The sequence below is a fragment of the Bacillus sp. SRL337 genome (genome assembly GCF_984799155.1).
Map to the genome: position 1 here is coordinate 2,130,772 of NZ_OZ481793.1, position 23,737 is coordinate 2,154,508.

Genomic DNA, 23,737 nt, shown 5'->3' on the forward strand with positions numbered 1-23,737 from the left:
AGTAGTTTTATCTTAATATAATGAAGAATTTTATATTTTCTTTATTAAGCCCTTTTTATTGGATGATAACGATTAAACACTTTTCATCCTTTGAGGTTCCACATTTACAAAAGATCTGTTTCCCAGCGAAAAAAATAGGATGCTTGAAAGGGCAATGAGAGAGACCAGCCATAGCATCACCGGCCCTCCTGCTTCACTGAAAATGAACCCTCCCAGAACAGGACCTGCAAAATTTCCGATCTTGCGGAACTGTCCCGCACCAAAGTATATCCCGCGCAAGTGTTCTGGAGCAAGCCTGTCGATCAAAACGGAGTTAGCCGGAAAAATTAAGATTTCACCCAAAGTCAGCAAAGCCACTGACAGGATTGATAGGAACCATCCGTTTGTGAACCCGAATCCTGCCAATCCCGTAATCATCAGCAGGGCTCCACATACCATCGCCTGCATGGGCCGGAACCTTTCAGCAATGGCGCTGACTGGCATCTGCAAGAAAACGACCATTATTGCGTTTATGGATAACAGGATTGAAAAGATATAAACTCCGTTTTCCAATGTGTCTTCGAAATGCATAGGCAGCGTTGACTGTAATTGAGAGTAGCCTATATTAATCAAAATGATGCCTAAAATGAGATAACGAAGTGCGGAATCCCTTTTTACAATCGTCAAAGCATCCCTGAATGTAACTTTCGCCTTGCCCGCTGTTGTCCCGCCAAGATTGAACTTGCGTAATAAAGCCGTCAGGACGATGGCATAAAAGAAATAAATTGAACCAGTAATGATGAAGGTGGACTCTGCAGATACATTCGCTAAATACGCACCGAGAAGCGGTCCGACAGCTGCTCCTATATTAATGGCTGTGTATCGCAGAGAGTAAGCCTTCATCCTTTTCTTCTTTTCTGTCAGGTCGGCCATCAAAGCCTGTGAAGTAGGTTCGAAAAATGAATTCGACAATCCATTCAATGCGTTCAGGAGTATAAACCAAATGGGATGATTGACCACGCTGAATCCGAAAAACACCAAGGATATCGTAAACAAAGAGATGATTAAGATGAGCTTTCGGCCAAACCGGTCGGATAGATGTCCCCCGATGAATCCCCCTATGGTCGCCACAAGCGGACTGATTCCGACAGTCAACCCGATGAACAACGGATGCATATCCATGGTTCTGGATAAGTAAATAGCCAGAAACGGCATTGTCATGAACATGGCTCCTCTAGAGAGCACCGTGCCTGATAAAAGAGCCCACACCATCGGATGGAACTGATCAATGTACTTTTTTAATGCATTCATATATGACCCCTTCTTTCCCCTTGACGTGCTTACTATTCCCATAACTTACTATAAAGCGATTCTTCTCATAAGTAAATGTTATTTATATTATGTATGTCTATAAGAAAAACTTATAAAAATAGAACTCCCTATAAAAGGAAGTCCTGTAAGAGAACCTATGACATCAGCATGATCATAAGGGGAACGGTAATTATGCTGATGGATGTCGTGACGAGTGTACTAAAGGAAACAAGGTCAGGCTCTGTATCGAACTGCACGGCAAACATGGTCGTGTTGGCGGCAGTCGGCATAGCAGCAAGCACAATTAATACACTTGAAAGCAAACTGTCTAATGAAAGCATGACGGTAATGGCATAAGCGATGATTGGAGAAGCAACCAACCTTATGACAAGCACTGCTGATAGTTCCTTCATCTTCACATTCTTTTTAGAAATATTGGCTAACTGCATTCCAAGGACAAGCATGATGGTCGGAATCGTAGCTGATGCGATCAAATCAATGCCATTGTATAGAAAGTCAGGTACCTGGATCGAACCAATTTGCATCAGAAGCCCAGTCATTGAACCATACAATACGGGCATTTTTAAGATTTTATTAAGTGAATCCTTCAATGTCGCCCCACTCTTTCCCCCTTTAGCGGCAAAGTATAAACCGACCGTGTTCATCAACAGTGATTGTATGACCATCATGATGACCGCATATTGAAAACCAATTTCACCAAAGGCAAACAAAATCACCGGAACACCGTAATTGCCGCTGTTCATAAAGGCACCAGCCAGGACAAACGCGGGTGTTTTGGATTGTGGGCGGTTAGTCATCTTTCCGGCAATGAATGAAATAACTATTAATCCAAACAGAAGCAAAATACAAAAAAGAACGATATATACATAATTCATATTCAGTTCGTTTTCATAAAAAGTCTGAAAAGCCAGGAAAGGCAGCATCAAGTAAAGTGCAGCAGTGGATATCGACTTAATATCGAGATTTAAAACCCGATGGCCGATGAACCCGACAGCCAGAATTAAAAATACCGGTAGAACGATTAATATAAAACTCATGCTCAAAACTCCAAATCGAAATTTTTCTAGTATAGTAATCTTTCATCTACCTAGTATAAAACAAAAAATGAAATCCTGCCTGCCTTTTGCTTGTCAATTACTGGCTTTCCATAAAAAAACACCTACCTGGACAGAAGGTGAAATAAAAAGCCAGCCTAATGTGTCATGTTATCATTACGGCTGTCAATGTATAGTGATCCATCTGTTTGTACCTCTGCATAATAAACATCGGTCACAGAAGTGATTCCATTTTTTCTTAACTGTTCCTGCAGCCATTCTTCCTGCAAATTCAACCTTTTAAGGTTATTATCGATGATTTTGCCGTCAGCAATCACTTCAGTGGAATAAGGATAAACCTGTTTTGACGGCACAATATTCATGTCCTTTTTCGTAAGGGCCTGCTGCCCCTGCTTTTTCATAACAGACAGCTTTCCATCCGTTTCAAATATGGCGTATTCTACATCCTTAACAGAAAATACATTTTTTTCCCTCAGGTGCACCATTAAGGCATCAACATCAAGCCTAGTCCTTCCAAGTGCCTTCTCCATAATCTTTCCTTGTTTAATGACGATGATCGGTTCCCCTTCAAGCAGTTTTCTGGCGCCCTTCGATTTAATATCCAGATACCCAAATAGTATAGTCAAAATCAGCCATCCGCCAAGTGCAAGCAGTCCGTTTCTGACAGAGAAGTTTGCAGAAGTCACGATTGATCCGCCAATAGTACCCAAGGTAATAGCAGAAATAAAATTAAAAAATGTCATCTGGCTGATTTCTTTTCTCCCAGAGATCCTTGCTACGATGAAAAGCGCAGCAAATGCAATCATCACCCTCAGTATAAGTTCAAAAGCATCCATGGCCTTGCCTCCTTTTGGTTAGTATTTGCGTTGAGTGAGGAATTATGTCTAATCTTCTCGTTTGAGGAACCGGATTTTTGTGCATTCATGTAAACACCCGGTTACAAAAGGAAGCAGTGGCTATAAGCAGGTGATTAGACCGAAAAGCCCGGGTTATAAACGTAAGTCGTATCTGTAACCATGTGATTAAATGAGAACCCCCCTGGTAAAAAGCGAATAGAAGTTAAAACCGTGTGAATAGACTGAAAACCCCCTGTTTTAAATGTAAGCTGTGGCTGTAACCATGTGAATAAGAGAACCCCCCTGATAATAAAAACGAATCGAGTTTAAAACCGTGTGAATAGACCGAACCCCCCCTATATAAATTGAAACCAAGGCTATTACCCAGTGATTATTCGTAAAAGCAAACTATACAGCACCGCTGCCTCTTCCCCTTCCTCATAAAAATAGCCCGCTGCAATTGCAGCGGGGCCACTCACTTACTTCGCCTTGATGTTGTTAAGCATTTCAAGCATCTCCGGAACAAGTCCCTCTGCTTCTTCTCGATTTGGATAAAAAATCGTAAATCGTAACAGCTTGCCATCAACCTCTTTGACGACAAGGTTTCTTTGATGCTTTGCATCATGAGCATGCAGAAAGAAATAAGCATTTTTATAGAGCGGGAGGGAATTCTTTGTGGAAAGTTCCGACACGGTGCCAAGGGCATTTAACTGGTCCATAGAGTTCTTTTTTACTGCTTTGATATCAGCCTTTGAATCAAGCACTTCCACCCTTGCAAAGTAACCAGCATCTATGTTGTTTTGAAGGATGAATCTCCTTGGTTCTTCTGCAGTGAACATATATCCTTTTGAAGGTGTCAGCGCCAGCCGGACTTTATGTGCATCATATGAAGTCTCGACATTTTTAACTTTATTCACCTTCAATACCTGTCCCGCCAGTATCAGATTGCCCGTCAATCCGTTTCTTCTTTTTAACTCATCCACTGTCATTCCATACTTGCGGCTGATGTTCCAAAGAGTGTCTCCTGGTCTTACAAGTATGACATTCGGAATTTCGAGTTTCTGGCCGATATAAATCATATCAGATTTAAGGTTGTTGACGTGTTTCAATTGCTCGACCGTACTGTTATGTGTTCGTGCGAGGCTCCATAATGTGTCGCCTTTTTTTACGGTTATAACCTTCTCCATGGCTAGCTTATCCCCTGCAATTATGAGGTTGGATGCCAGACCATTGCGATCCTTCAGTTCATCCACCGTAATCCCATATCTTTGGGAAAGGCCCCAGAGGGTATCGCCCTTCTGGATAACGTGAAAACCAGATGCGCCGGCACTTGAAACACTCACTGAAGCAATGGCCAAGGCAAGTATGGCTGATTTAAAAGACTTCCTTTTCATAAAAAATGACCCCCAGTATGTTCTCTCTTGATGTAATGGCTGAATTTTTCCTTTTACACCTCATTAGACGGCTGGAAAAACAGGAAGTTACATGAAGATAAGCCCATTTTGGAAGTCTTAAACAATCAGGAAATATGCACCGAAAATAAGGGCAATCACAATCACAAATACAGCCAATACGACGATGGTGAACTTGGACGTGCGAAATGATTGATTATTGATTGCATCTATCTTTCGGATATAGCTGACGAGCGCCATGACGATGGTCAATATCCCAAGGCAGACTGACGATAAGCCGATAACATTCGCGAGGGCATCCCCAATCGGTGACAGGCTGGCTTGCATTGTAGAATGGAGATTGGTTACAAGAAAGCCTACACCTATAACCGCTATGGCTGTCCGGATCCACGCTAGGAATGTCCTTTCGCTTGCCAAGTGCTGCTGAATGTACTTGCTGTCAGCTGTCCCTCCGTTCTGCAGGTTGTCCTTTTCTATTTTTTTCATAACCATTCACCTCAGGATAAAAAATGTCTTTGTTAAAGAAATTTAATCGACAGTAAGACGACTCTTGCCAGGAACCAGACAAGCATGCCGGGTCATGGCAGGAAGCTCTTCCATGACCCGGCATGCTTAATCCTCAAGTGCCGTTATTGCATTGATTCGTTTTTTTTACTTTGTCACCTTCATTATACACGGAGTACTTTAAACTCCCCGCCGCCAAATAGCGTTCTGACGTAGTCGATTTTTGATTCATCAAAATAGACCTTATCTTTTTCATGAACAAGGAATTGAATGCCGTCAATTTCCGTCACTTCATCAATTTCTAAAGCCGACTCCTCCAGAGTCAGACGCAGTTTTGGGCCGCCTCAGCCAATCCCCATCGAAAGGCGAATGAATGGGACCTTGCCTTCATGTATTTCCTTGTTCACTTCAGCTTTGATGTAATCGACTGCTGATGGAGTTACCTTGACCATGGAATTCCCTCCTTCAGTGATCTTAATGGGCAAATCGAGCCCAAGCTGTCAGATCGTTTTTATCGCCTTTGTCAGTAGCATGCACTTCAAGGACATCTCCGGATTGCAAGCCGTTCATCGCTTTTTTCGTTTTTACAATCGGCATTGGACATGCCAAGCCTTTTGCGTCTAGTATTGTTGCTGATTCCATATTGATAGCCTCCTGTTTTGATAGAATTTTTTTGCTGTTGAGTGTTGTATTTTATCATTTGGTCGATACGTGAATGGTTTTCGCCGAAAAATGAACGAGAAGCGACGAAACAGTCTGTGAAATCGCCCAAAACCGACTCAGTTTCGCCGAAAAACGATCAAAAAAGCCGATAAACTATTCCCCTGGAAAATCAACTCACTGAACAGCGGTTTGGTCCGATTTCCATTTCACGCTGCTCATCCGTATCAGGCGTGATTTTACCCATATTTGTTTTGCGGATTTCTTGATAGGCATTTGGCTGAGGAGGAAGGTTATTGGTAACAAGTGATCTGAATTCAGCCTCGTCCGCAATATTCAAGCCATGGTTTTGTTCATGTACAGTACCAAGGTTCTCTGATACACTTCCATCTTTGTTCAATTCATCAATGATCATGAAGTGTGCAGGAAGGACAATCAAGTTATCTGAAAGTTCTTTGTATCGGGTGTATAGCGTTTCCCGTAGATCTCCTACCCAATCTTCAGCAAGTCCTGCAAGGTCTGGCCTTCCGATGGAATCGAGGAATAGGATATCCCCTGTCATCAGGTATTGGTTGTCAACCACAAAAGATGTCGAACCGATTGTATGTCCTGGTGAGTACAATGCATGTATGTTGATTTTTGAATTGCCGATCGTCACTTCACTGCCGTCCTCCAATGCGGCATATTCAAATGTAATCTCCTCAGCATCTTTCGGAGGCAGCCAGTAAGCCGCGCCAGTTTTCTCAGCAATGATGCGTCCGCCGGAAATGTGGTCTGCATGGAGGTGCGTGTCAAATACATGAGTGATCTCAGCATTCAGGCTGTCGGCAAAATCAGAATAAACTTCCGCCATTCTCGTGGAATCGATGATGGCTGCTTCGCCATTGGAAACTACCATGTATGACAGGCAGCCTTTCCCGATACGAACAAATTGGTAAACCTCGCCGCCATCTTTCAGATCACCGACTTTGACGGGCTCAAGATGCTCACTCCATGCTTTCATGCCGCCTTCAAAAGGTAGGATACATCCAACCCTTCGTCGGACAGCATTTCTGCCACCATTACAGAAGAGCCTTCTTTGGCACATACCACCAGAATGTCTTTGTCTTTTGGAAGTTCATCCATGATTTCTTCAACTCCGTCCAATAAGTCGAAGTAAGGAACATTCAGATAATCGAATTTATGTCCTTCAATTCTCCAATCTTGAAAAGAGTCTTTATTACGTACATCAAGGATGAATAGTTCTTCGTGATTGAATACTTTTTTCGTTACTTCTTTTGCATTCATAGCTTTAATAGTCATTTCTGAGTTACCCCCTAAGGTATTATATTTTGTAAAAAAATTTGCTTCAGGGACCTGGGTTGGTCCCGCCCTGGGTTCCCGTTACTTAGTGTTCGACTCAGCAGCACCGTTCCACTGGCTCATGCCCGGGACAACATTGATGACCTTAGTGAATCCATTTTCGGTGAGTTTCTGCGCGGCAAGGTCGCTTCGGCTTCCCGTGCGGCATACAACATAGATTTCATCTTCTTTGTTCAATTGATCCATGCGAGAGTCCAATTCACCCAATGGGATGGATACAGCATTCGGGATGTGATGGAACGCATATTCCGCCGCCTCGCGTACATCCAGGACAACTATATTATCTTCCAACTTACCTGCGAGCTGATCATTGTCTGCTGTGTGAGGGTGCTTTTTCTCGATGGCTTCCTCACCGGATGCTTTTCTCAAGTAATGCTTAAGGATATCTCCCTCTTCAATCGTCCCCAGATATTGATGGACGGATTTCTCGGGCAAGGCTTTGATATCTGCCTTTGATCCCTTTTCAGTCGCTTCAACTTCAAGGACCTGCCCTGCTTTCATGTACGCGATGGTTTTCCTTGTTTTGACGATTGGCATTGGGCATGCAAGGCCTTTAGCATCCAATGATTGATTTACTGTAATGTTTTCCATTCCATGACCTCCATTTTATACTCCATAGGGTATGAAGATTCTCAAAAAAAATTCATTTTGTTTCGCCTTCCCAAGCAAGCATGCCGCCAGTCATATTTATAACATTGAACCCTTGGTTTTCAAGGAACTGGCACGCGGAGCCGCTTCTTCCGCCAGAACGGCAAACCATGATATATTCTTTGGATTTATCCAATTCATTCATGCGGTATTCAACTAATCCTAACGGGATATTTACTGCGCCGGGGATTTTCCCTTGAGCTGCTTCATCCGTTTCCCGGACATCAATGATATTCACAAGTGTTCCTTCATTCACGATTAATTCAACTTCGTTTGGTGTGATTTCTCTCATCTTGTTCGTCCTCCTTATGGTGAGCTTTTCCTGGAAAGATTTGCTGGGGAAAAGAGCATTTTACATTTTAACGTGTTTCTTTATTTCAAGCGGAACTGGTCCAATCCGTACGCCGCTGTTCAGGGCGCTTACGCTTTTCTTTATGTCTAGCTCCAGCGCCCAGCCCCTCGGGGGTCATAAGCCAATCCGTCAAGAAGGTCAAAGGGCGACCTTCCCGCCGGCTCGTCTTATGCCTGTCGGGGCTGTTCAGGGCGCTTACGCTTTTCTTTATGTCTAGCACCAGCGCCCAGCCCCTCGGGGGTCATAAGCCAATCCGTCAAGAAGGTCAAAGGGCGACCTTCCCGCCGGCTCGTCTTATGCCTGTCGGGGCTGTTCAGGGCGCTTACGCTTTTCTTTATGTCTAGCTCCAGCGCCCAGCCCCTCGGGGTCATAAGCCAATCCGTCAAGAAGGTCAAAGGGCGACCTTCCCGCCGGCTCGTCTTATGCCTGTCGGGGCTGTTCAGGGCGCTTACGCTTTTCTTAAGACCAGGCACTCATACCGCCTTTTACATTTGCTACTTTGTTGAATCCTTTTTTTCTCAGTAACTTTGCAGCTTTATTGCTTCTTGTACCGCTTTGACAGATTAAGACGATTTCTTTGTTAGAAGTAAGTTCTGTTGTTCTTTGCGGTAATTCATATAAAGGAATATTTTTGAATCCTTGAATCTTTTTTTTGTTATACTCACCCTTGGTGCGAACATCGATGAACAACTTATCTTGATCCTCCAGTTCGTTTTTTAGGTCAGTGGTTGTGATATGCCTTACACCTCTTGCGGGAGTAAGACGAAAGATGATGATTAGAATTAAAATTCCGACAAGGATATACCTCAAGTACTCTTCCAAGTTTAGATGCCTCCTTACTAGATGAACAGATTCACGTTTCCGTCTTCTGCATCCGCTAAATATGCAGCAACCCCAGCATATTCGATATTATCCAATAACTCTTCTTTTTGCAAACCCAGAAGATCCATTGTCATTGTACATGAAACCAGCTTTACATCTTGTTCCTGAGCCATTTCAATAAGTGCAGGCAATGACATGGCATTGTGTTTTTTCATTACACCCTTCATCATTTTAGGTCCCATTCCTGCGAAGTGCATTTTGGACAGCCCCATCTTATCAGCGCCTTTTGGCATCATCTTGCCGAACATCTTTTCCATAAAGCCTTTCTTCACGTTGATATTCTCATCTTTACGAAGTGCATTCAATCCCCAGAATGTGTGAAAGATCGTTACTTCGTGATCATACGCAGCTGCTCCGTTTGCAATAATGTAGGCAGCCATGGCTTTATCGTAGTCTCCGCTGAATAATACTATCGTTGTTTTTTTCTTTTCAGACACTTTTCTCCTCCTAATAAGTTTACTATTACCCGTATGGGTATAAAGCGTTGCAAAAAAATTTTCCCTTTCCTGATCCAAAATGTAAATACATCATTTTTTTCTTTTGGTTAACCAATTCATGTCCTCCTAGTTTTGCCCAGGCAGTCAGGTCATTCCTGGCTCCTTTTTCCGTAGCAAGGACTTCCAGCACTTGGCCAGATTCCACCTCATTGATGGCTTTCTTGGTCTTGATGATCGGTATTGGGCAGGCTAATACTTTTGCGTCTACTACTTAAACTGTACGTTTGTAATTTCTCCTAGTGTTAGTATTATTTACTCATTACCCATAGGGGTATATTAACAGGTGGAAAAAAAGCTGTCAACCCTAAAGGTTTATCTGCTTTTAACCAGCAAATTGACAGCTTCTTTAATCATATCATCTGTCTTCTCGCCCCGTTTTTCAGCTTCAAGGACGCATTCAACCAAGTTCGAGCTGACGATGACCCCGACAGTCCGGTCAACAGCTGACCGGACTGCTGATAGCTGAGTAATGACTTCCTTACAATCTTTGTTTTCTTCCATCATCTTCAGGACGCCTCTTAACTGGCCTTCCATCCGTTTCACACGGTTCTTCACCTGATCATTATATTCCATAACAATACCCCTTTCCGTTATTCGGTTTTGGTGGAGATTGTTGTTCAGTCAATGTGAATCCTTCTACCTTATAACCTTTTCTCTTAAGTAACCTGATGCTCATATTCTTTTCAAGCTTAGTTGAAGCGATAACATGAACCCTGATGCCGTAAAGCTCATGCCAGTTTCTATTCATATAGGCAACCGGCAGATTAACCGCTTGGGGTATTGGATTGCGGAAAGACTGATTATAATCTCTTACGTCTACTATCTGTATGAATTCTGCCACCACAGGAACATCATTAAACTGTTTAACTCCTGCAACAGGCATATATCTTTTATACAGTGCCGTTATTATTGGGGCAACTATAATAATCAATAATAACATTACTTAACCACCCTATTCAATTTATAGCAATTGTCTTGCTCACAACATAATCATATACCCAAATGGGTATAAAATCAAAATCCTATTCTCACCTTTAAGTCAGTCTGGTTTTATGCAGAGAAAACTATACCGCCTCAGGTATAAGCGCTGCAATTGTTTTGCTTATAGTGAAAGGAGGGATCCGCTGGTGGATTCATCCTTTCACTTAAAGGCTTAGCTGCTTTTTTTCCTGCAGGCCACCAGCCGTTCTTCAATATGGTTGGCAAATTCTTTTATTTTTTCATCATTAAGCATTGAGATGAATGAAGTTGGGTATCTTTAATGTCAAATGTCCAGAGAATACCACTGGTCTCTTTAAACTGCTTTCGAGGATGTTAATCGCTTCTTCCATACTTTTATCGGTGGTATAGATAGATCTTCCTCTCTCTATTTTTTCTTCCATCTTACAGCACAACGGTTTGGACCGGTTTCCATTTCATTCTATTTCTCTTCATCCGGCTTTCTTTCCCCAAATTTGTCTTCTGGGATCTATTCATAAGAATGAGGATGTAGTGCGTTTTCCTTCCCTGTCCTCCTGAACTTTTCTTCATTTTTAACATTCTATCCGTGCCTTTTTTAATAAGAGTGGCCAGTTTTGCGGAGTCATTTCCTTCTTTCATTTCTTCGCTTCTCATATAGTGTGCAGGCATCACAATCACCCCATCTGCCAGCTGTTTATACACGCTACACAGATTCTTCTTCCTTTCCTGCGTGCGAGGTCAGGCCATATAGGGAATGGAATAAGCTAAACCCTCTCCCCCCCTTTTTACCCATATTTTCAACCATTTAATAAGCAACTTCTCTCCTAAACATATTCGATGGTTCGATTATTGGGTGTTAGACAAAAAAGAGAAAGCGAAAGACAATCTGCCTTCCGCTTTCTGTTATTCTTTTATGAGTATCACAATTTTCCCTCTTGCATGATGGGTTTCGCTTAATGAATGTGCTTCCTGAAGAGCTTGTTCACTGAAACTAAGTGTTGTACCGATTATAGGTTTCAGGTTCCCGGCAGAATAGGCATCGGCAAGCTTCTTCAATTGTTCCCCGTTTGGTTCCAGCCACAGGAAACCTGCTTTTACGCCATACTTCTCTGCTTCTTCTTCATCAGGGGGTGAAACAATGGACACCAGCTTTCCGTTTTGTTTCAAAACCTTATAACTGTTGGATTGCACATCCCCGCCGATGGAATCAAGCACAAAGTCGACTTCATTGAGAACATCACTGAATATCTCTTTCTTATAATTGATGACCCTGTCGGCCCCAAGTGACTGTAAAAATTCAATATTGTAATCACTTGCGGTGGTTACTACTTCTGCACCGAGGCTTTTGGCGATTTGGATGGCATAGATTCCAACCCCTCCTGCTCCGGCATGTATCAGGACTTTGTCACCTTGTTTTACTTCTCCAAAATCCACCAGGCACTGCCAAGCAGTCAGTCCAGCCAGCGGGATCGCGGCAGCTTCCAAAAAACTCATGTCATCAGGTATTTTTGCAAGAAGGTTTGAATCAATTGCAGTATACTCTGCATAAGTTCCTCTGTTTGTCGTCGCTGGCCGGGCAAAAACGCGGTCTCCTTTTTCAAAACCTTTGACAGACTTTCCTTTTTCTTTGATAACCCCTGCGGCATCCCAGCCAAGGATGATTGGAAAATGAAATGGAAGCATCTCCTTCAAGTGGCCTTCCCTGAGTTTCCAGTCAATGGGGTTGATGGAAGTAGCGTGCATCTCCATCAAGACCTGGTTATCCTCCATTTTGGGCACCTCTATTTCGGCTTCTTTTAAAACCTCTTTTCCCCCGTATTCATTAATGACAATTGCTTTCATCTTAATTCCTCCTTTAGAATATAGGTTTCCTCGAAGGGTTCGTTCATAAAATCGGGTGGTTCGTGCATTTCCTATAAGTTCACTTTTTGAAGTAGCTGCTTTTGTCTTTGTTGCAGCTGCCTCTTTAGTTCGTCTATGTCCTCTTCATTGCTGTCTGCTTTTAACTCTTCCATTTCATCAAGCCAGTCGCGAAGGTCAATGATGTCCCCGAATTTCTTTTGTATCTTTTTATAAGGTTTTGATTTGGACTTATAGTTTTGGGAATACAACTTGTCAAGGTAACTATAGATGTATCGCAGCTTTTTTGCTTTTTTCCTGACTTCATGGAGGCACTCGATACTATTTGAAGATGCTTTGCCTTTGTCCTCAACCGCTTGATGATAATTCTTAACTCGCTTTTTATAATCATCCTCCTGCTTTCGGAGTTCTGACGGTAAATCCAAAGTCAGTATATAATTCTTTATGTCATCTTTTAAAAAAGTGCGAAATTTGGAGGTGAATTCATGATCAATTATGGAAGGTAATTTCTTTAGCAGTTTTTCCCGCTGCTTTTCCCTTTTTTGATTTGCCGAACATACGAACTCTTGATAGACATCAGCATATGGACTGGTCTCTGCCTCATTCTCGAATTCCTCGATGAACACGTCCTCTTCTCTTACTTTGCCCAATGCATCATGTGCTTTTTTTAAGCGTTTATACATATTATGGTCTTTGGGAACCCCAATGAAATTCAGAAGAGTCCTCAACCTGCGTCCTTTGGTCCTGGCTTTATGAACATCCTCTGTATGTTCAAAAGTAACCGCATTCTCACAGTATTCATTGTATTTCTGAAATAGAGATTGGAGGACCTCAGCCCATCTTTCCACTATCGCCTCATTCCCTTTCCAGACACAATCTTCACACACAAGGGTTTTCTTTACTTTCAGAAGAGTGTGGTTGCTTCCGCATACAGCACAAGAAGGAGCCGTCTCTTGTAAAAATCCTTTTTCTCCTTCTAGATAGAGCCCAATTTCGGTTCCTGTTTCCCAATTCAGTTGTTGAAGATAATCAGGGGGAATTGTCAGCCTGCTGCTTGCGTCCAACTTAGCCTTCCTCCTCTTGCCTCCGTCTTCTTTTTTAAAGAGGCCAACCTTGTGATACTCTTTATCTATTTTCAAAAAAAAGGTTTCTTCCAGGTCCATGGTTTTCCTTGCTTCTTTAGGGAAAATTATACGGCCCATATCATCCAGACTCCTGGTTATAGAGATAATTTTCATATAAAAACTCCCTTTCCAGATTGTGATGTTGGTATTTTCCCGGAATGGTATTATGAAAAACCCTTTGTCTTAGCGAGCTTGCCTTGCCGGAAACAGGTTCTGGAATGTGAGATCTCAATAGCGCAAAGATCCGCTAAAGGGGTAAACATTTTCCGAAAACGCCCGTCTAAAAGACCTAAGAAACCTTGAATTCAAAATTACCCAACTCTAATTCAAAAAGCACTTAAGCCGTAATACCGGCTAAGTGCTCTTTAAGAAACCAACTTCAACTGGGGTCAACCTCATCATACGAAACCGTAGTTACTTCAGTGTAATCGCCTTCCTGAATCTCTTGATTGGTCGCTTCTTGATTCATTCCTTCTTCATCATCCATTCCAGGGGCTATCGTTGCTTCATCGGGCTCCTTCTTTTTGATGTTCACTATCTCATCATCTCCTTTCCTTCATACAATTGCCTGCTGCACATGGAACTATACAAAAAGAGGATGTAAACACTGTTTACATCCTCTCACACTAATTGCAAGTCTTTATCATTCGACCATTTTTCGATATTGCGGTAGATTTCTTCGCTCAAAATTTTGTAACCAGCTTCCGTTAAATGAATCCCATCATCGCTGATGAACTCTAAAAGGTCACCTGCTTTTTTCAGTGCTGACCGGACATCCACCTTTAAAATGTTATATTCTTCTGCCAATTTGTTCAAATTCCGGTTGTATAGTCCGTGCCAATAATCAATGCCTCCAACCTCACTGATCCAATGGCTAATTGCTGGGCTGTATCTTTCGGAAATGCTCTTGTAATAACGAACGGGATCTAATGGCGGAAGTGTAGCGATCACCGGGATGATATCGTTTTGCTTAATATTTGTGATGATTGTTTTTACATTATCCAGGTACTGGTTCATCGGTACGATGGCCTGATGTTTTTCCCAGGGATTTTCAGCCACTTCATCCCATTTAAAATTGCAGTCATTACCGCCGATTTCAATTATGACAAAATTGGGCTTTTCCTTAATGACGTCTCTTTCAAGCCTATCCAAAAGGAGTCCCGAATTGTCATTAAACACACCTTTGTTAATAACAGATACTGCCTGATTGTTTTCTGAAAATAATTGTTGAAGTATTTGCGGGTAGTTTTCTTTAACGATTCTTAAGCGCCCTTTTACATAGGAAACCCCACGGGTCAGGCTGTCACCGAAGCATACAATTTTCACAGTCGACACCTCTTATATTGGTCAAATAAGTTTTTACTATTTTACCATAAAAACAATCAACTGCTATGCTATCTGCTCACCACACCCTATTCTTATTTCAGCATTGGCAGACCATGAGCCGATTACCATCAGGATCCTCAAAGTTGAAGTAATGATCGAGTTGAATATCCGAAACCAGTTTGACACCTTTTTCTTTCATGAAGTAATAGGCTTCCTGAATATTTTTTGTATTGATATGAAACGGAGACACTTTAAACACAGTGTCTTTTGAATAGGTTTTGCTGTCGAGAATTATCCCTGTATCCTGCCTGGGCAAGGAATATAATGACCGAACATGATATCTCCATCGGCGGGAAACTCAAACAACTCACAGTACCAATCTCGAGCCTTTTCAATATCACTGACAGGAATAAAAATCACCCCGATCTTGTTTGTAAGCGCACTATTCATACATATACCTCCCAAAATATACTTCTCTTGATCGTATTCGGAACAGAAGGCTGAAATCCTGCTTTTGTGCCAGTCACCCCTTGGGTTTTGGCGACTGTGTACACTAAAAAAGTGCCCGAAGGACCTCCGGGCACTTTGAATACGGTGTTATTTTCTTTTGCTGTCTGGTGCAATCTCGTCTGCAAACTCGACCATTGCTGCTTGCAGTGTCTTCATATTCCTGTTTTTCATGGGACCCTGAAATGACTCGGCACCGTTATTGCTGCGCTTTCTATTCAGGCCATATGCTGCTGCACTCATCCCAATACTCAGGACAGAACTCCAAATCATTCCCTTGGTCATTCTTCTTCTTCCGCGGAACACTTTCAGAAATGGAGATAACTTTCGATTGTTAAAAAGCATCGACAGCCAATTATTCAAACGAAACACCTCTTCGTTTAGAATCTGAAAACGCGATTTAAGCCTTTTCAATATTATTGTCTGCTTGCTCATTTTGCAATATAACTGGTAAAACCTTGCCAAATCACAATTGATCGAAAACAGTCATGCTCATGCTTTAATTACCAGGTCTGCTTTCTTTTTTGGTGAAACCGCCTTGAGATAGAATTTTTCCGCCTTCCAATACCTGTTTTGAAATTTTGTAAGGTTTTTCTTGGTTTCTTCGCTTTCTCTTGAGAATCTTTTTTCCTGGGGGCAGTCAAGAAAAACAACATAGTCGAAAAAGCTTCGCCATTCCTGGCGCTGAAGGAATACTCCTTCCACAATGATTATACTTTCTTCCTGGAGTTCAATATTCTTGAGGACTTGTGAATCAATCTTAGTGTCATAATAATCGAGTGTGAATTCTTTTGATATCAAAAGCTTCTCAAAGAACTTTTCTTTAATGCCATGCAGGTCCCACTGCAAAAAATAGTATTCAAACCATTCATCCCGGCCGGTATTATATCTTCTTTTTCTTTCAACGATATGATCATCGATGTGGAAAAGGGAATGCGCAATATTCATTTCCTTCAAGTCCTCACAAAGGCTTTTGGCTAACGTCGTTTTGCCAGAGCGGCTCAGACCATCGATTCCTAAAATAAAACGGTGCCCTTTTTTCTTCTTCTTGGCCAGGTTCAACAAGGTCTGTGAATAATGTTGCAATCTTTTACCTCCTCCAGCAATGAGATATTTAAAAGATTATATCATAAAATAAACTGAATATTCCGGTTTGCTTAAAATTCCTGAGATAATATGATCCTCAAACACATTAGATATATAGGAGATGAAGGGTATGGATATGTTCCTTGGAGGAAGTTAAAACTTTTTCGTGAAAATCTCAAACGCCCTCGTTTGCCCGGAAATCAGAAAAGTGACTGATTTGCAGAAATTCCTTATGCTTCAAAAGATTGAAAAAGCGCAGATAGCATTTGCTCTTGCCGCTTACAGAATTGTTCTTGTCATTGTCTCAGCGGGCACGGAAGAATAAATAGGGATTTGGCACTGAATGAAATGGATCCTCTCAATAGAATGGTAAAATCAGAATGGCCCTTCACTACCTGGACTCTTTAGTTAAGGGAGATTGTACCGAATTCATTGAAGCCGATTCTTGCTCATCGTTCCATGACCTTGAACTCATATCGTGTCAGCAAATGTGTGTATTCTGATAATGCCAGAGCCGAAAATCATATGCGAAACATGGGCTCCGGCAGTAAGGAATCGTTCAAGGAGAATTATTTTTTGATAAAGAATAACTGGACAACCTTATTATAGGGGTGCTGTGTTGAGTTTTTAGATGTTGAAAAAATAATGAGGGAAGAAAGTGTACAACCGTTTTATTTGCGTTGTATTAGGGGGAATCGTTATCCTATTAAAAAGGTGGTGGTGAAATGGGTAAACCAGAAGAATTAACGGAAATTACCATTATTCAAAAGGACACACCCAACAAGATCAGAGAAGCTTACATTGGCAGCTTCAAAGAACCAGTCATGTTTGGAGTTCATGGAGGAGTCAAGAAATTCTATGGGGTCGAACCTGAAGTGGAGTATCCATCGAGACTTGACCACATTGTAGCAGCGGCAGGCGGCTGACTGGTTGGTACATTATCAGGCGCGCTGGAGGCGCGTAAAATTCCGACGTCACCCGATTTGGTGTCTGCCAACATCCAAGGTGTGATTGAAGCGCCGGAGGGTGTTTTGAAAATCACCAAGATAAATTGCCGGTATCATTTGAAGGTCCCAAGTGGAAAACGGGATGCAGCAGAACGTGCACTTTCCGTCTTTGAAAGAGGCTGTCCTGTAGCCCAGACACTCAAAGGTGCAATTGACTTTGAACATTCCTGGGAAATTGAAGAATATTAATCCACCAAGAGGCCCTGTAGTAACCGGGCCTCTTGGCATTAGCGAATTAAATTAAAGATTCTCCTCAACTGCTCCTGATTTTCTTCCACGCCTACCTTTTTACAGAGCATGTGATGAACTCTTTGAAACTCGGTGATGAGGATAATAAGTGAATTCATGAGCGATTCCTCGTCGTGGGTGAAACCCGCCTTTTCAAGAAATGCTTCCTGCCAAGATTCCAGCCTGCTCCTGTTTCCGCCGAGATTTGCCCAATATCCTGGATTGTTGGGAGGCATGCCTGCCAACATGAACCAGCCGGTTGTTATGAAAAGCCTCAAGGTGTCAAGTGAACTTGCAGCATGAAGGAATTCTCTTCTTTTCACACTGCGATACACTTCATGAGAATAGGCGAAAAACTTGTTTCTCCCTATATCGAATTCCTCAATGGAAGGTTGATACAAAAGGTGTCTGGACTGCCTTTGAACATCCTGCATAAAAGAATTTTCATCATAAACTTCTCGATTTTTTTCAACCAAATAGAAGGCTTCAGATCCTTTTGTATGTAATAGAAAGAGTCAACTTTAATGAAGTCCTTATAGTGGGCGACACTGTGAGAAGCCGTTGGAAGGTCCTCATAGAACAGTACTTCCCCCCAATTTTGAGCTCTGCTTTTCTTGTTGAGCCGGTATTGCTCAAAAGCTTCATCTTTGACAACGATTCGGAGATCAATGTCCGAATAGAAGTCGGTGTCTCCCATTCCAATCAATCCGCCGTAAAAAACGCTGATGACGTTTTTATCCACCAGCAAGTCCCTTTCGATGGATTCTTTTATTTTCTGCCGTGCCTTTGGCAGTTCCCTGTCCCTTGCTTCAAGTTTAGTGTGGAATCCCGCACATCTCCATTATCTCCTGTCTCCTACTTTAGTTTAAAACCTTGGATTATTTTCTGAGCTGTTTCATCTGCGCTCAAGCTGGAATTGTTTATCCGCAGGTAGTTCTCGGCATCGATTTCAGCCTCCAACGAATTCAATCTTGATGTCTCAAATGTGCTTAAAAGGTGATCTTCAGATTGTTTAATATTTCGTTTTGTTGGTTTGTGTTCAAGCCTGTTCGGAGTTTGGTTTCTCCTTAATCGTTCATCCAGGTCTGCTTCCAGCTCAACCAGGTAAATTTCCGCACCTTCAGATTTGAAAATTGCACACATGTTTTCAACGAACTCCCAGTCTTCCTTCATGTTAAAAGCCCAAACGAAGGTGGTAATCAACCCTTTTTCCTCGGTCTTGGCAAATGATTTGAAGATCTCTTCCCGAAAGAGGTGGGTGAGCCTCCACATTTCAGGCGTGAAATCAAACAATGGCTGCAAGAGATCAATTGTCATATGGTTGTGCAGTAATTTCAAACCTGTTTGTTTTGCTAATGATTGTCCGACCGTCATTTTGCCGACAGCCTGGGGTCCAAAGATAAGGACAAATTTCAAGAATGCATTCCTCCAGTGATTGCTCATTGTTTCTAAAAGCATTTTGTTTGTGGTTTTAAGGACCCTCTCCATTTCATATTTGCATCAGGTGCAGACAGAGGGGTTTTATAAGCAACCCATCCAAAATCCAGGATAGAAAGAGTTGCTTTGAGGAAGTTTCACGTGTAAGTATACCGGAAAAATTCTCTCTCCGAATATAAAACAAGAGAGGGCTGCATAACCCCCTCTAGAAATTCTCTAAAAATAATCGTATAACATCCGCCCCGCCGATCAGGGTGCCGATGGTGCTTCCGAGATTTGCCAAGACAACAATCAAAAGAACGCGTGTCACCTTGTTATTCCAGAAGCCTTTGACACTAAGAACATCTTCTGGTAGTGTTTCGAAGTCTTTTACATTCGGGCGGCGGAAGTAGGCTTGGACAAATCCAGCAAACCATCCGGCCGCAAGCAGCGGGTTCAGGGAGGTAATCGGCGCTGCTACAAAGGCTGTCAAGATTGCCAGCGGGTGGCCGAGGCCGATAGCTGCTCCCAGTGCTGAAAAGGAGCCATTCCAGAGAATCCAGCTGATGGTCTGCTGCCATCCGGCTGTCGGGTTGCTGATAAAGGTATAGGCAATGACAGCAAGGATAAGGACCGGAATTGCCCAACCAATGAATTTAGGAGCCTTGGATTTTGGCGGCCGCTGATCCAACCGGTTAAGGTCATGCTCTTTGTGAATTTCCTCTTTGATTCCAGGTATATGGGCCGCGCCCAATACAGCGACAATTTTCTTTCCGGGTGCTTCCTTTATTTTTTGGGAAAGGTATTGATCGCGTTCATCAATCAATGGTTTCTTTAAGCGAGGGAAATGTTCTGTGAAATCATTCAGCATCGAATCCAGCATATCCTGCGATTTAATCCGTTCGAGCTCTTCTTCTGTGATGCTTTCATTACTGAAGATGCTGTAAATGATTTGCATCATGAGTTTTGCCTTTCCGACAAAACCTACCTGGTTCCAAATCCGGGCAAATGTGATTTGAATGTTCCTGTCAGCCAGCACAAGTTCGGCACCGATTTCCTTCGCCGACTCGATTCCCTGAATCATTTCCTGTCCGGCATTGATGCCGAATTGTTTGGCCATCCTCTTTTGGAAAGAAGAGATAGCAAGGTTAATCAACAGCAGGGAGGCTTTTCCTTCTTTGATAACCTTGAAAATATCCATCTCTTTCCATTTGTTGCCCTCCATCACCGATTGGTAACGGGATTCATCCAACTCCACACAAACTGCATCAGGCTGTTCCCTCTCAATGACTTCTTTCACCTGTTCAGCACTTCTTTTAGAAACATGCGCCGTCCCGATCAGGATGAATTCTTTCCCATCCAAGTGCAGTCTGGTTATGTTCTGTTCAATCTCAGTTTCAGTTTCAATATCAATCGACATAGTTTCCCTTCCTTTATCCACAATGGCTTCTCTAAGAGATATATGTATAGTTTACCATTTTTCAGAGAGAAAATGGGATACCAGTTCTCTGAATTCAAGAAGACAAGTGAAACGATTCTTCTTGAAATTGTAGATAAGGCCAAAATTTATAAGGAATGTCTTTTCAACACAAAAGGATGGATGTTCAAGACTAAAGGTAAAACTGTTGGGTTTTACAGAACTGGCAACCTTATGGATGACCTATCATCAGAAAACGATGATCCAGAGAATCTTTCCTACTTTATTGAAGCTGCTGATGATAAACAGGCAAAGAAGATCCCTCAGGCTAATATTTTAAAGGCCGTAGGAGCTGTAGTCCCTGTTGGGTTTACAGGGATGATGTCTATGAAGGAGTACCCTTGCCAGGATGGCGGCAAAATAATAGCTAGAAATGGGTGGCTTGAGCAGCCCCTGATATGGAAGACAGGAATAAGCTGATAAAATAAATGCACATAGCATGGGGAAAGACAATAAGTGTCCTTCCCCCATGCTTTTTAGGCCAGTCTGCCTTTGAATTCAATCAGCTTTTCCATGAAATCATTGAATTCATCGATGTTCATCTGCTGTGCTGAATCAGAGAGTGCAACGGCAGGATCAGGATGGACTTCCGCCATAACAGCATCCGCCCCGATCGCCAATGCTGCTTTTGCTGCTGGGAATAATAAATCTTTTCTTCCTGTTGAATGAGTGACATCGACCACTACCGGCAAATGTGTTTCTTTTTTCAGAATAGGAACAGCGGAAATATCCAGTGTGTTTCTCGTCGCCTTTTCGTATGTCCGGATACCCCGTTCGCACAGTATGATGTCTTTGTTTCCTTCCGAATAAATGTATTCGGCTGCATGGATGAATTCCTCAATTGTAGCTGAAAGCCCCCGTTTGAGCAGGACCGGTTTATTGACCCTTCCCACTGTTTTTAACAGCTCAAAGTTCTGCATGTTCCTCGCCCCGATTTGAATGACATCTACGAAATCCAGTGCAACCTCAACATCCTGAGGTGTGAGAATCTCACTGACAATAGACAGCCCTTCTTCATCAGCCACTCTTCTTAATATTTTCAGGCCCTCCACGCCAAGCCCCTGAAAATCATAAGGAGACGTACGCGGTTTGAATGCCCCGCCCCTCAATAATGTCAGTCCCTGAGCTTTCATCGCTTTCGCCACTGTCTTCACTTGTTCATAACTTTCAACCGCACATGGGCCCATGATGAAATTCTGAACACCATTGCCGATGAAAGTTCCATTGACATTGATGACTGTATCTTCCGGGTGATCCTTTCGGGAAACCAACAACGCTTTCCGATGGTCATCCTCCTGCAGCTCCAGGCTTGCCTTAAAGATTTCTTTGAATATATGGACAATCGTGGAGGATTCGAATGGACCATTATGATGTTTAAGCAGCATATCCAGTGACTCACGCTCTCTTACTGGATCAAAACGGTTAACCCCTGCCTTTTTGTTCCTACCGATTTCTTTGACAATTTCAGCCCGCTCATTAAGTAATTTCAGTAGCTGTAAGTTGATATCATCGATTTTGTGACGCAATTCCTTGATTCCTGCTTTTGTTACACTCATTTTCCATTCCTCCATTTTTTTTTTGGTATTAAAAAAACCCCTGCCGTATAATCGACAGGGACGAATAACTCGCGGTACCACCCTTATTGTGGACAAAACAGTCCACCACTCTACCTGATAACGGTCCATTGACCGTCTTTTCCTTCATAAAGCCAAAAGCTTTACTACGAAAAAGAAGCTCCGGGATTGTAATTCATGCTTATCTTTGACTGATTTGCACCGCCATCAGCTCTCTGATCAGGGAGATAAAGCACTACTGTGATCCTTTCGTTGCCTGTTATTCGATTTTCATGGGTACCCATGCTAATAAAAAAATCCCCACTGATTGTATAATCAGCAGGGACGAATAATCGCGGTACCACCCATGTTGTGAAGAAACCCCTTCACCACTTTTCATTGTTAACGATCGGATGACCGTCTTTCCCTTCATAAGACAGCTGCCTTACTACGTGAAAGAAGCTCCGGGATTGTAATTCATTCTTTATCTTTGGCTGATTTGCACCGCCATCAGCTCTCTGGACAGGGAGATAAAGAATTACTGTTTTCCCATCAATGCCTATTATGGAAAATTGATTAGTTCGAAAATTCTTGCTTTCCGGTATTATATGGTGCCTGCTCCTCCAATGTCAATGCTTTTTCAATAAAAAGATTTCAAGGTGTGCACGTCCATATCAATTGTTATTCATTCCTATCCCCGCCCTCTTCAACATGTATGCGCTTTCTGATTTTGCGCAAACTAAAGAAAAAAAAGGAGTCTTTCTTCGTGAAAAATCTTAATGTATTATTGATGAAATTAGTTGCGGGCATGGTGGTTTTTTATATCAGCCTGGATTTGTTCTTCGATGCTAGCTTTATCCACATTTTTTCGTTCAGCATCCTTTTGACAATTGTCTCCTTTTTCGCAGGTGATCAAATTCTATTGCCGCGCATTGGAAATCGCAACGCACTTATCACAGATTTCCTCCTGACCTATTTGATTGTTTGGATTTTTGGCGGGATCTTGTTTGACAGCTATCTCCAGGTGGCATGGGGAAGCATTATATCTGCGGTGTTGTTTACAGGGGCAGAAGTAATGGTCCATTCGTATATCATTAAACATACTCCCATGGAAAATAAGGAGAACAGACCGGCATTCAATCGACGCTTCGCCTATGAATTTGCAGAGGAACAGGATCCAAAACCTAATAAAGAATGATTGCAGAGGAACAGGATCCAAAACCTAATAAAGAATGATTGCAGAGTGAGTTATGCGATGTTCCATTTGTGAAGGTAGGATTTTGGAGTGCACGCTCTGTCATTGAAGAAGAGCAGGATCAGCTGTTGAGTCCCTTGCGCCGCTTCTGTTTCAATAAGCCAGAAACGCGGATTCGAGATTTCTTTTAAGAATGTTATGTTTCTTTAAAGGATAAGGCAGAATCGCGACAGCCTGGGGGCATTTTGACTTGAACCTGTCGCGAAAACCCGAGAATCGGGACTCCATCGTGGCATCTTGACTTGAATCTGTCGCGAAAAGGCAGGAATCGGGACAGTATCGTGGCATCTTGACTGGAACCTGTCGCGAAAAGGCAGGAATCGAGACAGTATCGTGGCATCTTGACTGGAACCTGTCGCGAAAAGGCAGGAATCAGGACAGCCTGGCAGCATCTTGACTTGAATCTGTCGCGAAAAGGC

General features: G+C 42.5%; 29 protein-coding genes, 4 pseudogenes and 2 other annotated features. Of the genes and pseudogenes, 5 read left to right on the forward strand and 28 right to left on the reverse strand.

Going from position 1 to position 23,737, the window contains the following annotated elements; all coding sequences use genetic code 11:
- Positions 1–72 precede the first annotated feature (72 nt).
- The 23 genes and pseudogenes from AC4E8A_RS10555 to AC4E8A_RS10665 all read right to left on the reverse strand — a co-directional run bounded on the left by AC4E8A_RS10555 (position 73) and on the right by AC4E8A_RS10665 (position 16,382).
- Positions 73–1,290 (reverse strand): MDR family MFS transporter, encoded by a 1,218-nt coding sequence (locus AC4E8A_RS10555; protein WP_490198438.1) that lies wholly within the window; start codon positions 1,288–1,290, stop codon positions 73–75.
- 155 nt (positions 1,291–1,445) lie between these two features.
- Positions 1,446–2,348 (reverse strand): AEC family transporter, encoded by a 903-nt coding sequence (locus AC4E8A_RS10560; RefSeq protein ID WP_490198439.1) that lies wholly within the window; start codon positions 2,346–2,348, stop codon positions 1,446–1,448.
- Positions 2,349–2,503: 155 nt separating this feature from the next.
- Complete coding sequence (locus AC4E8A_RS10565; protein ID WP_490198441.1) at positions 2,504–3,202, reverse strand: YetF domain-containing protein; 699 nt, start codon at positions 3,200–3,202, stop codon at positions 2,504–2,506.
- A gap of 479 nt (positions 3,203–3,681) precedes the next feature.
- Complete coding sequence (locus AC4E8A_RS10570; protein WP_490198442.1) at positions 3,682–4,596, reverse strand: LysM peptidoglycan-binding domain-containing protein; 915 nt, start codon at positions 4,594–4,596, stop codon at positions 3,682–3,684.
- A gap of 117 nt (positions 4,597–4,713) precedes the next feature.
- Complete coding sequence (locus AC4E8A_RS10575) at positions 4,714–5,100, reverse strand: YidH family protein (RefSeq protein ID WP_490198443.1); 387 nt, start codon at positions 5,098–5,100, stop codon at positions 4,714–4,716.
- Between the two features lie 182 nt (positions 5,101–5,282).
- Entirely contained in the window at positions 5,283–5,408 is a 126-nt protein-coding gene (locus AC4E8A_RS10580; RefSeq protein ID WP_490198444.1) for a hypothetical protein, read from the reverse strand.
- Between the two features lie 196 nt (positions 5,409–5,604).
- Positions 5,605–5,760, reverse strand: a pseudogene (locus AC4E8A_RS10585) (sulfurtransferase TusA family protein); the annotation flags it as partial.
- A gap of 190 nt (positions 5,761–5,950) precedes the next feature.
- Positions 5,951–7,080: pseudogene (locus AC4E8A_RS10590) on the reverse strand (MBL fold metallo-hydrolase).
- Between the two features lie 81 nt (positions 7,081–7,161).
- Positions 7,162–7,731, reverse strand: a complete 570-nt coding sequence (locus AC4E8A_RS10595) for a sulfurtransferase TusA family protein (protein ID WP_490198445.1) — start codon at positions 7,729–7,731, stop codon at positions 7,162–7,164.
- Between the two features lie 52 nt (positions 7,732–7,783).
- The gene (locus AC4E8A_RS10600; RefSeq protein WP_490198446.1) at positions 7,784–8,080 is read right to left on the reverse strand and encodes a rhodanese-like domain-containing protein; all 297 of its coding nucleotides are present in this window, start codon (positions 8,078–8,080) and stop codon (positions 7,784–7,786) included.
- Between the two features lie 519 nt (positions 8,081–8,599).
- On the reverse strand, positions 8,600–8,962 hold the full coding sequence (locus AC4E8A_RS10605; RefSeq protein ID WP_490198447.1) for a rhodanese-like domain-containing protein: 363 nt from the start codon (positions 8,960–8,962) through the stop codon (positions 8,600–8,602).
- A gap of 17 nt (positions 8,963–8,979) precedes the next feature.
- Positions 8,980–9,459: a DsrE/DsrF/DrsH-like family protein gene (locus tag AC4E8A_RS10610; protein WP_490198448.1), complete on the reverse strand. Its 480-nt coding sequence runs from the start codon at positions 9,457–9,459 to the stop codon at positions 8,980–8,982.
- A gap of 62 nt (positions 9,460–9,521) precedes the next feature.
- Positions 9,522–9,700 (reverse strand): annotated as a pseudogene (locus AC4E8A_RS10615) (sulfurtransferase TusA family protein); the annotation flags it as partial.
- Positions 9,701–9,831: 131 nt separating this feature from the next.
- A complete protein-coding gene (locus AC4E8A_RS10620) occupies positions 9,832–10,092 on the reverse strand; it encodes a metal-sensitive transcriptional regulator (protein ID WP_490198449.1) in 261 nt (86 codons plus the stop codon).
- Complete coding sequence (locus AC4E8A_RS10625) at positions 10,082–10,459, reverse strand: hypothetical protein (protein ID WP_490198450.1); 378 nt, start codon at positions 10,457–10,459, stop codon at positions 10,082–10,084. Before AC4E8A_RS10625 ends, AC4E8A_RS10620 begins: the two co-directional genes overlap by 11 nt.
- 443 nt (positions 10,460–10,902) lie before the next feature.
- A complete protein-coding gene (locus AC4E8A_RS10630) occupies positions 10,903–11,181 on the reverse strand; it encodes a hypothetical protein (protein ID WP_490198451.1) in 279 nt (92 codons plus the stop codon).
- A gap of 201 nt (positions 11,182–11,382) precedes the next feature.
- The gene (locus tag AC4E8A_RS10635; RefSeq protein WP_490198452.1) at positions 11,383–12,321 is read right to left on the reverse strand and encodes an NADP-dependent oxidoreductase; all 939 of its coding nucleotides are present in this window, start codon (positions 12,319–12,321) and stop codon (positions 11,383–11,385) included.
- A gap of 71 nt (positions 12,322–12,392) precedes the next feature.
- Entirely contained in the window at positions 12,393–13,541 is a 1,149-nt protein-coding gene (locus tag AC4E8A_RS10640) for a CHAD domain-containing protein (RefSeq protein WP_490198453.1), read from the reverse strand.
- 301 nt (positions 13,542–13,842) lie between these two features.
- The gene (locus AC4E8A_RS10645; protein ID WP_490198454.1) at positions 13,843–13,998 is read right to left on the reverse strand and encodes a hypothetical protein; all 156 of its coding nucleotides are present in this window, start codon (positions 13,996–13,998) and stop codon (positions 13,843–13,845) included.
- Positions 13,999–14,084: 86 nt separating this feature from the next.
- Positions 14,085–14,789: an SGNH/GDSL hydrolase family protein gene (locus AC4E8A_RS10650; RefSeq protein WP_490198455.1), complete on the reverse strand. Its 705-nt coding sequence runs from the start codon at positions 14,787–14,789 to the stop codon at positions 14,085–14,087.
- Positions 14,790–14,886: 97 nt separating this feature from the next.
- Positions 14,887–15,239, reverse strand: a pseudogene (locus tag AC4E8A_RS10655) (VOC family protein).
- Positions 15,240–15,386: 147 nt separating this feature from the next.
- A complete protein-coding gene (locus AC4E8A_RS10660) occupies positions 15,387–15,659 on the reverse strand; it encodes a hypothetical protein (RefSeq protein ID WP_490198457.1) in 273 nt (90 codons plus the stop codon).
- A gap of 129 nt (positions 15,660–15,788) precedes the next feature.
- A complete protein-coding gene (locus AC4E8A_RS10665) occupies positions 15,789–16,382 on the reverse strand; it encodes a kinase (protein WP_490198458.1) in 594 nt (197 codons plus the stop codon).
- Between the two features lie 166 nt (positions 16,383–16,548).
- Between AC4E8A_RS10665 and AC4E8A_RS10670 the strand changes: the two genes are divergently transcribed.
- From AC4E8A_RS10670 to AC4E8A_RS10680, 3 genes are all read left to right on the forward strand, one after another.
- A complete protein-coding gene (locus AC4E8A_RS10670) occupies positions 16,549–16,707 on the forward strand; it encodes a hypothetical protein (RefSeq protein ID WP_490198459.1) in 159 nt (52 codons plus the stop codon).
- Positions 16,708–17,107: 400 nt separating this feature from the next.
- Positions 17,108–17,308, forward strand: a complete 201-nt coding sequence (locus tag AC4E8A_RS10675; RefSeq protein WP_490198460.1) for a hypothetical protein — start codon at positions 17,108–17,110, stop codon at positions 17,306–17,308.
- 24 nt (positions 17,309–17,332) lie between these two features.
- The gene (locus AC4E8A_RS10680; RefSeq protein ID WP_490198844.1) at positions 17,333–17,578 is read left to right on the forward strand and encodes an OsmC family protein; all 246 of its coding nucleotides are present in this window, start codon (positions 17,333–17,335) and stop codon (positions 17,576–17,578) included.
- 38 nt (positions 17,579–17,616) lie between these two features.
- Here the strand turns inward: AC4E8A_RS10680 and AC4E8A_RS10685 are convergent, their stop codons facing one another.
- The 4 genes from AC4E8A_RS10685 to AC4E8A_RS10700 all read right to left on the reverse strand — a co-directional run bounded on the left by AC4E8A_RS10685 (position 17,617) and on the right by AC4E8A_RS10700 (position 20,453).
- The gene (locus AC4E8A_RS10685; RefSeq protein WP_490198461.1) at positions 17,617–17,940 is read right to left on the reverse strand and encodes a hypothetical protein; all 324 of its coding nucleotides are present in this window, start codon (positions 17,938–17,940) and stop codon (positions 17,617–17,619) included.
- A 44-nt stretch (positions 17,941–17,984) separates the two neighbouring features.
- Positions 17,985–18,359, reverse strand: a complete 375-nt coding sequence (locus tag AC4E8A_RS10690; RefSeq protein WP_490198462.1) for a hypothetical protein — start codon at positions 18,357–18,359, stop codon at positions 17,985–17,987.
- 113 nt (positions 18,360–18,472) lie between these two features.
- A complete protein-coding gene (locus AC4E8A_RS10695) occupies positions 18,473–19,033 on the reverse strand; it encodes a DEAD/DEAH box helicase family protein (RefSeq protein ID WP_490198463.1) in 561 nt (186 codons plus the stop codon).
- A 226-nt stretch (positions 19,034–19,259) separates the two neighbouring features.
- Complete coding sequence (locus tag AC4E8A_RS10700; protein ID WP_490198464.1) at positions 19,260–20,453, reverse strand: TraB/GumN family protein; 1,194 nt, start codon at positions 20,451–20,453, stop codon at positions 19,260–19,262.
- A gap of 42 nt (positions 20,454–20,495) precedes the next feature.
- Here AC4E8A_RS10700 and AC4E8A_RS10705 point away from each other — a divergent pair, with 42 nt between their 5' ends.
- On the forward strand, positions 20,496–20,930 hold the full coding sequence (locus AC4E8A_RS10705) for a hypothetical protein (RefSeq protein WP_490198466.1): 435 nt from the start codon (positions 20,496–20,498) through the stop codon (positions 20,928–20,930).
- Positions 20,931–20,986: 56 nt separating this feature from the next.
- On the opposite strand, the gene AC4E8A_RS10710 is transcribed toward AC4E8A_RS10705, so the two are convergent.
- Entirely contained in the window at positions 20,987–22,066 is a 1,080-nt protein-coding gene (locus AC4E8A_RS10710; protein WP_490198467.1) for a bifunctional 3-deoxy-7-phosphoheptulonate synthase/chorismate mutase, read from the reverse strand.
- 53 nt (positions 22,067–22,119) lie between these two features.
- Positions 22,120–22,346 (reverse strand) — a binding site (T-box leader).
- 55 nt (positions 22,347–22,401) lie between these two features.
- Positions 22,402–22,628 (reverse strand) — a binding site (T-box leader).
- Between the two features lie 201 nt (positions 22,629–22,829).
- On the opposite strand from AC4E8A_RS10710, the gene AC4E8A_RS10715 reads away from it, so the two are divergent.
- Positions 22,830–23,261 (forward strand): YndM family protein, encoded by a 432-nt coding sequence (locus AC4E8A_RS10715; RefSeq protein ID WP_490198468.1) that lies wholly within the window; start codon positions 22,830–22,832, stop codon positions 23,259–23,261.
- The last annotated feature ends 476 nt before the right edge of the window (positions 23,262–23,737 follow it).

Coding starts and splice junctions, on each gene's coding strand:
- AC4E8A_RS10635 (WP_490198452.1), bottom strand. CDS start 12,321: ATGAAAGCAATTGTCATTAATGAATACGGGGGAAAAGAGGTTTTAAAA.
- AC4E8A_RS10675 (WP_490198460.1), top strand. CDS start 17,108: ATGGGTAAACCAGAAGAATTAACGGAAATTACCATTATTCAAAAGGAC.
- AC4E8A_RS10555 (WP_490198438.1), bottom strand. CDS start 1,290: ATGAATGCATTAAAAAAGTACATTGATCAGTTCCATCCGATGGTGTGG.
- AC4E8A_RS10600 (WP_490198446.1), bottom strand. CDS start 8,080: ATGAGAGAAATCACACCAAACGAAGTTGAATTAATCGTGAATGAAGGA.
- AC4E8A_RS10640 (WP_490198453.1), bottom strand. CDS start 13,541: ATGGGCCGTATAATTTTCCCTAAAGAAGCAAGGAAAACCATGGACCTG.
- AC4E8A_RS10710 (WP_490198467.1), bottom strand. CDS start 22,066: ATGAGTGTAACAAAAGCAGGAATCAAGGAATTGCGTCACAAAATCGAT.
- AC4E8A_RS10700 (WP_490198464.1), bottom strand. CDS start 20,453: ATGTCGATTGATATTGAAACTGAAACTGAGATTGAACAGAACATAACC.
- AC4E8A_RS10570 (WP_490198442.1), bottom strand. CDS start 4,596: ATGAAAAGGAAGTCTTTTAAATCAGCCATACTTGCCTTGGCCATTGCT.
- AC4E8A_RS10620 (WP_490198449.1), bottom strand. CDS start 10,092: ATGGAATATAATGATCAGGTGAAGAACCGTGTGAAACGGATGGAAGGC.
- AC4E8A_RS10575 (WP_490198443.1), bottom strand. CDS start 5,100: ATGAAAAAAATAGAAAAGGACAACCTGCAGAACGGAGGGACAGCTGAC.
- AC4E8A_RS10705 (WP_490198466.1), top strand. CDS start 20,496: ATGTATAGTTTACCATTTTTCAGAGAGAAAATGGGATACCAGTTCTCT.
- AC4E8A_RS10565 (WP_490198441.1), bottom strand. CDS start 3,202: ATGGATGCTTTTGAACTTATACTGAGGGTGATGATTGCATTTGCTGCG.
- AC4E8A_RS10595 (WP_490198445.1), bottom strand. CDS start 7,731: ATGGAAAACATTACAGTAAATCAATCATTGGATGCTAAAGGCCTTGCA.
- AC4E8A_RS10560 (WP_490198439.1), bottom strand. CDS start 2,348: ATGAGTTTTATATTAATCGTTCTACCGGTATTTTTAATTCTGGCTGTC.
- AC4E8A_RS10625 (WP_490198450.1), bottom strand. CDS start 10,459: ATGTTATTATTGATTATTATAGTTGCCCCAATAATAACGGCACTGTAT.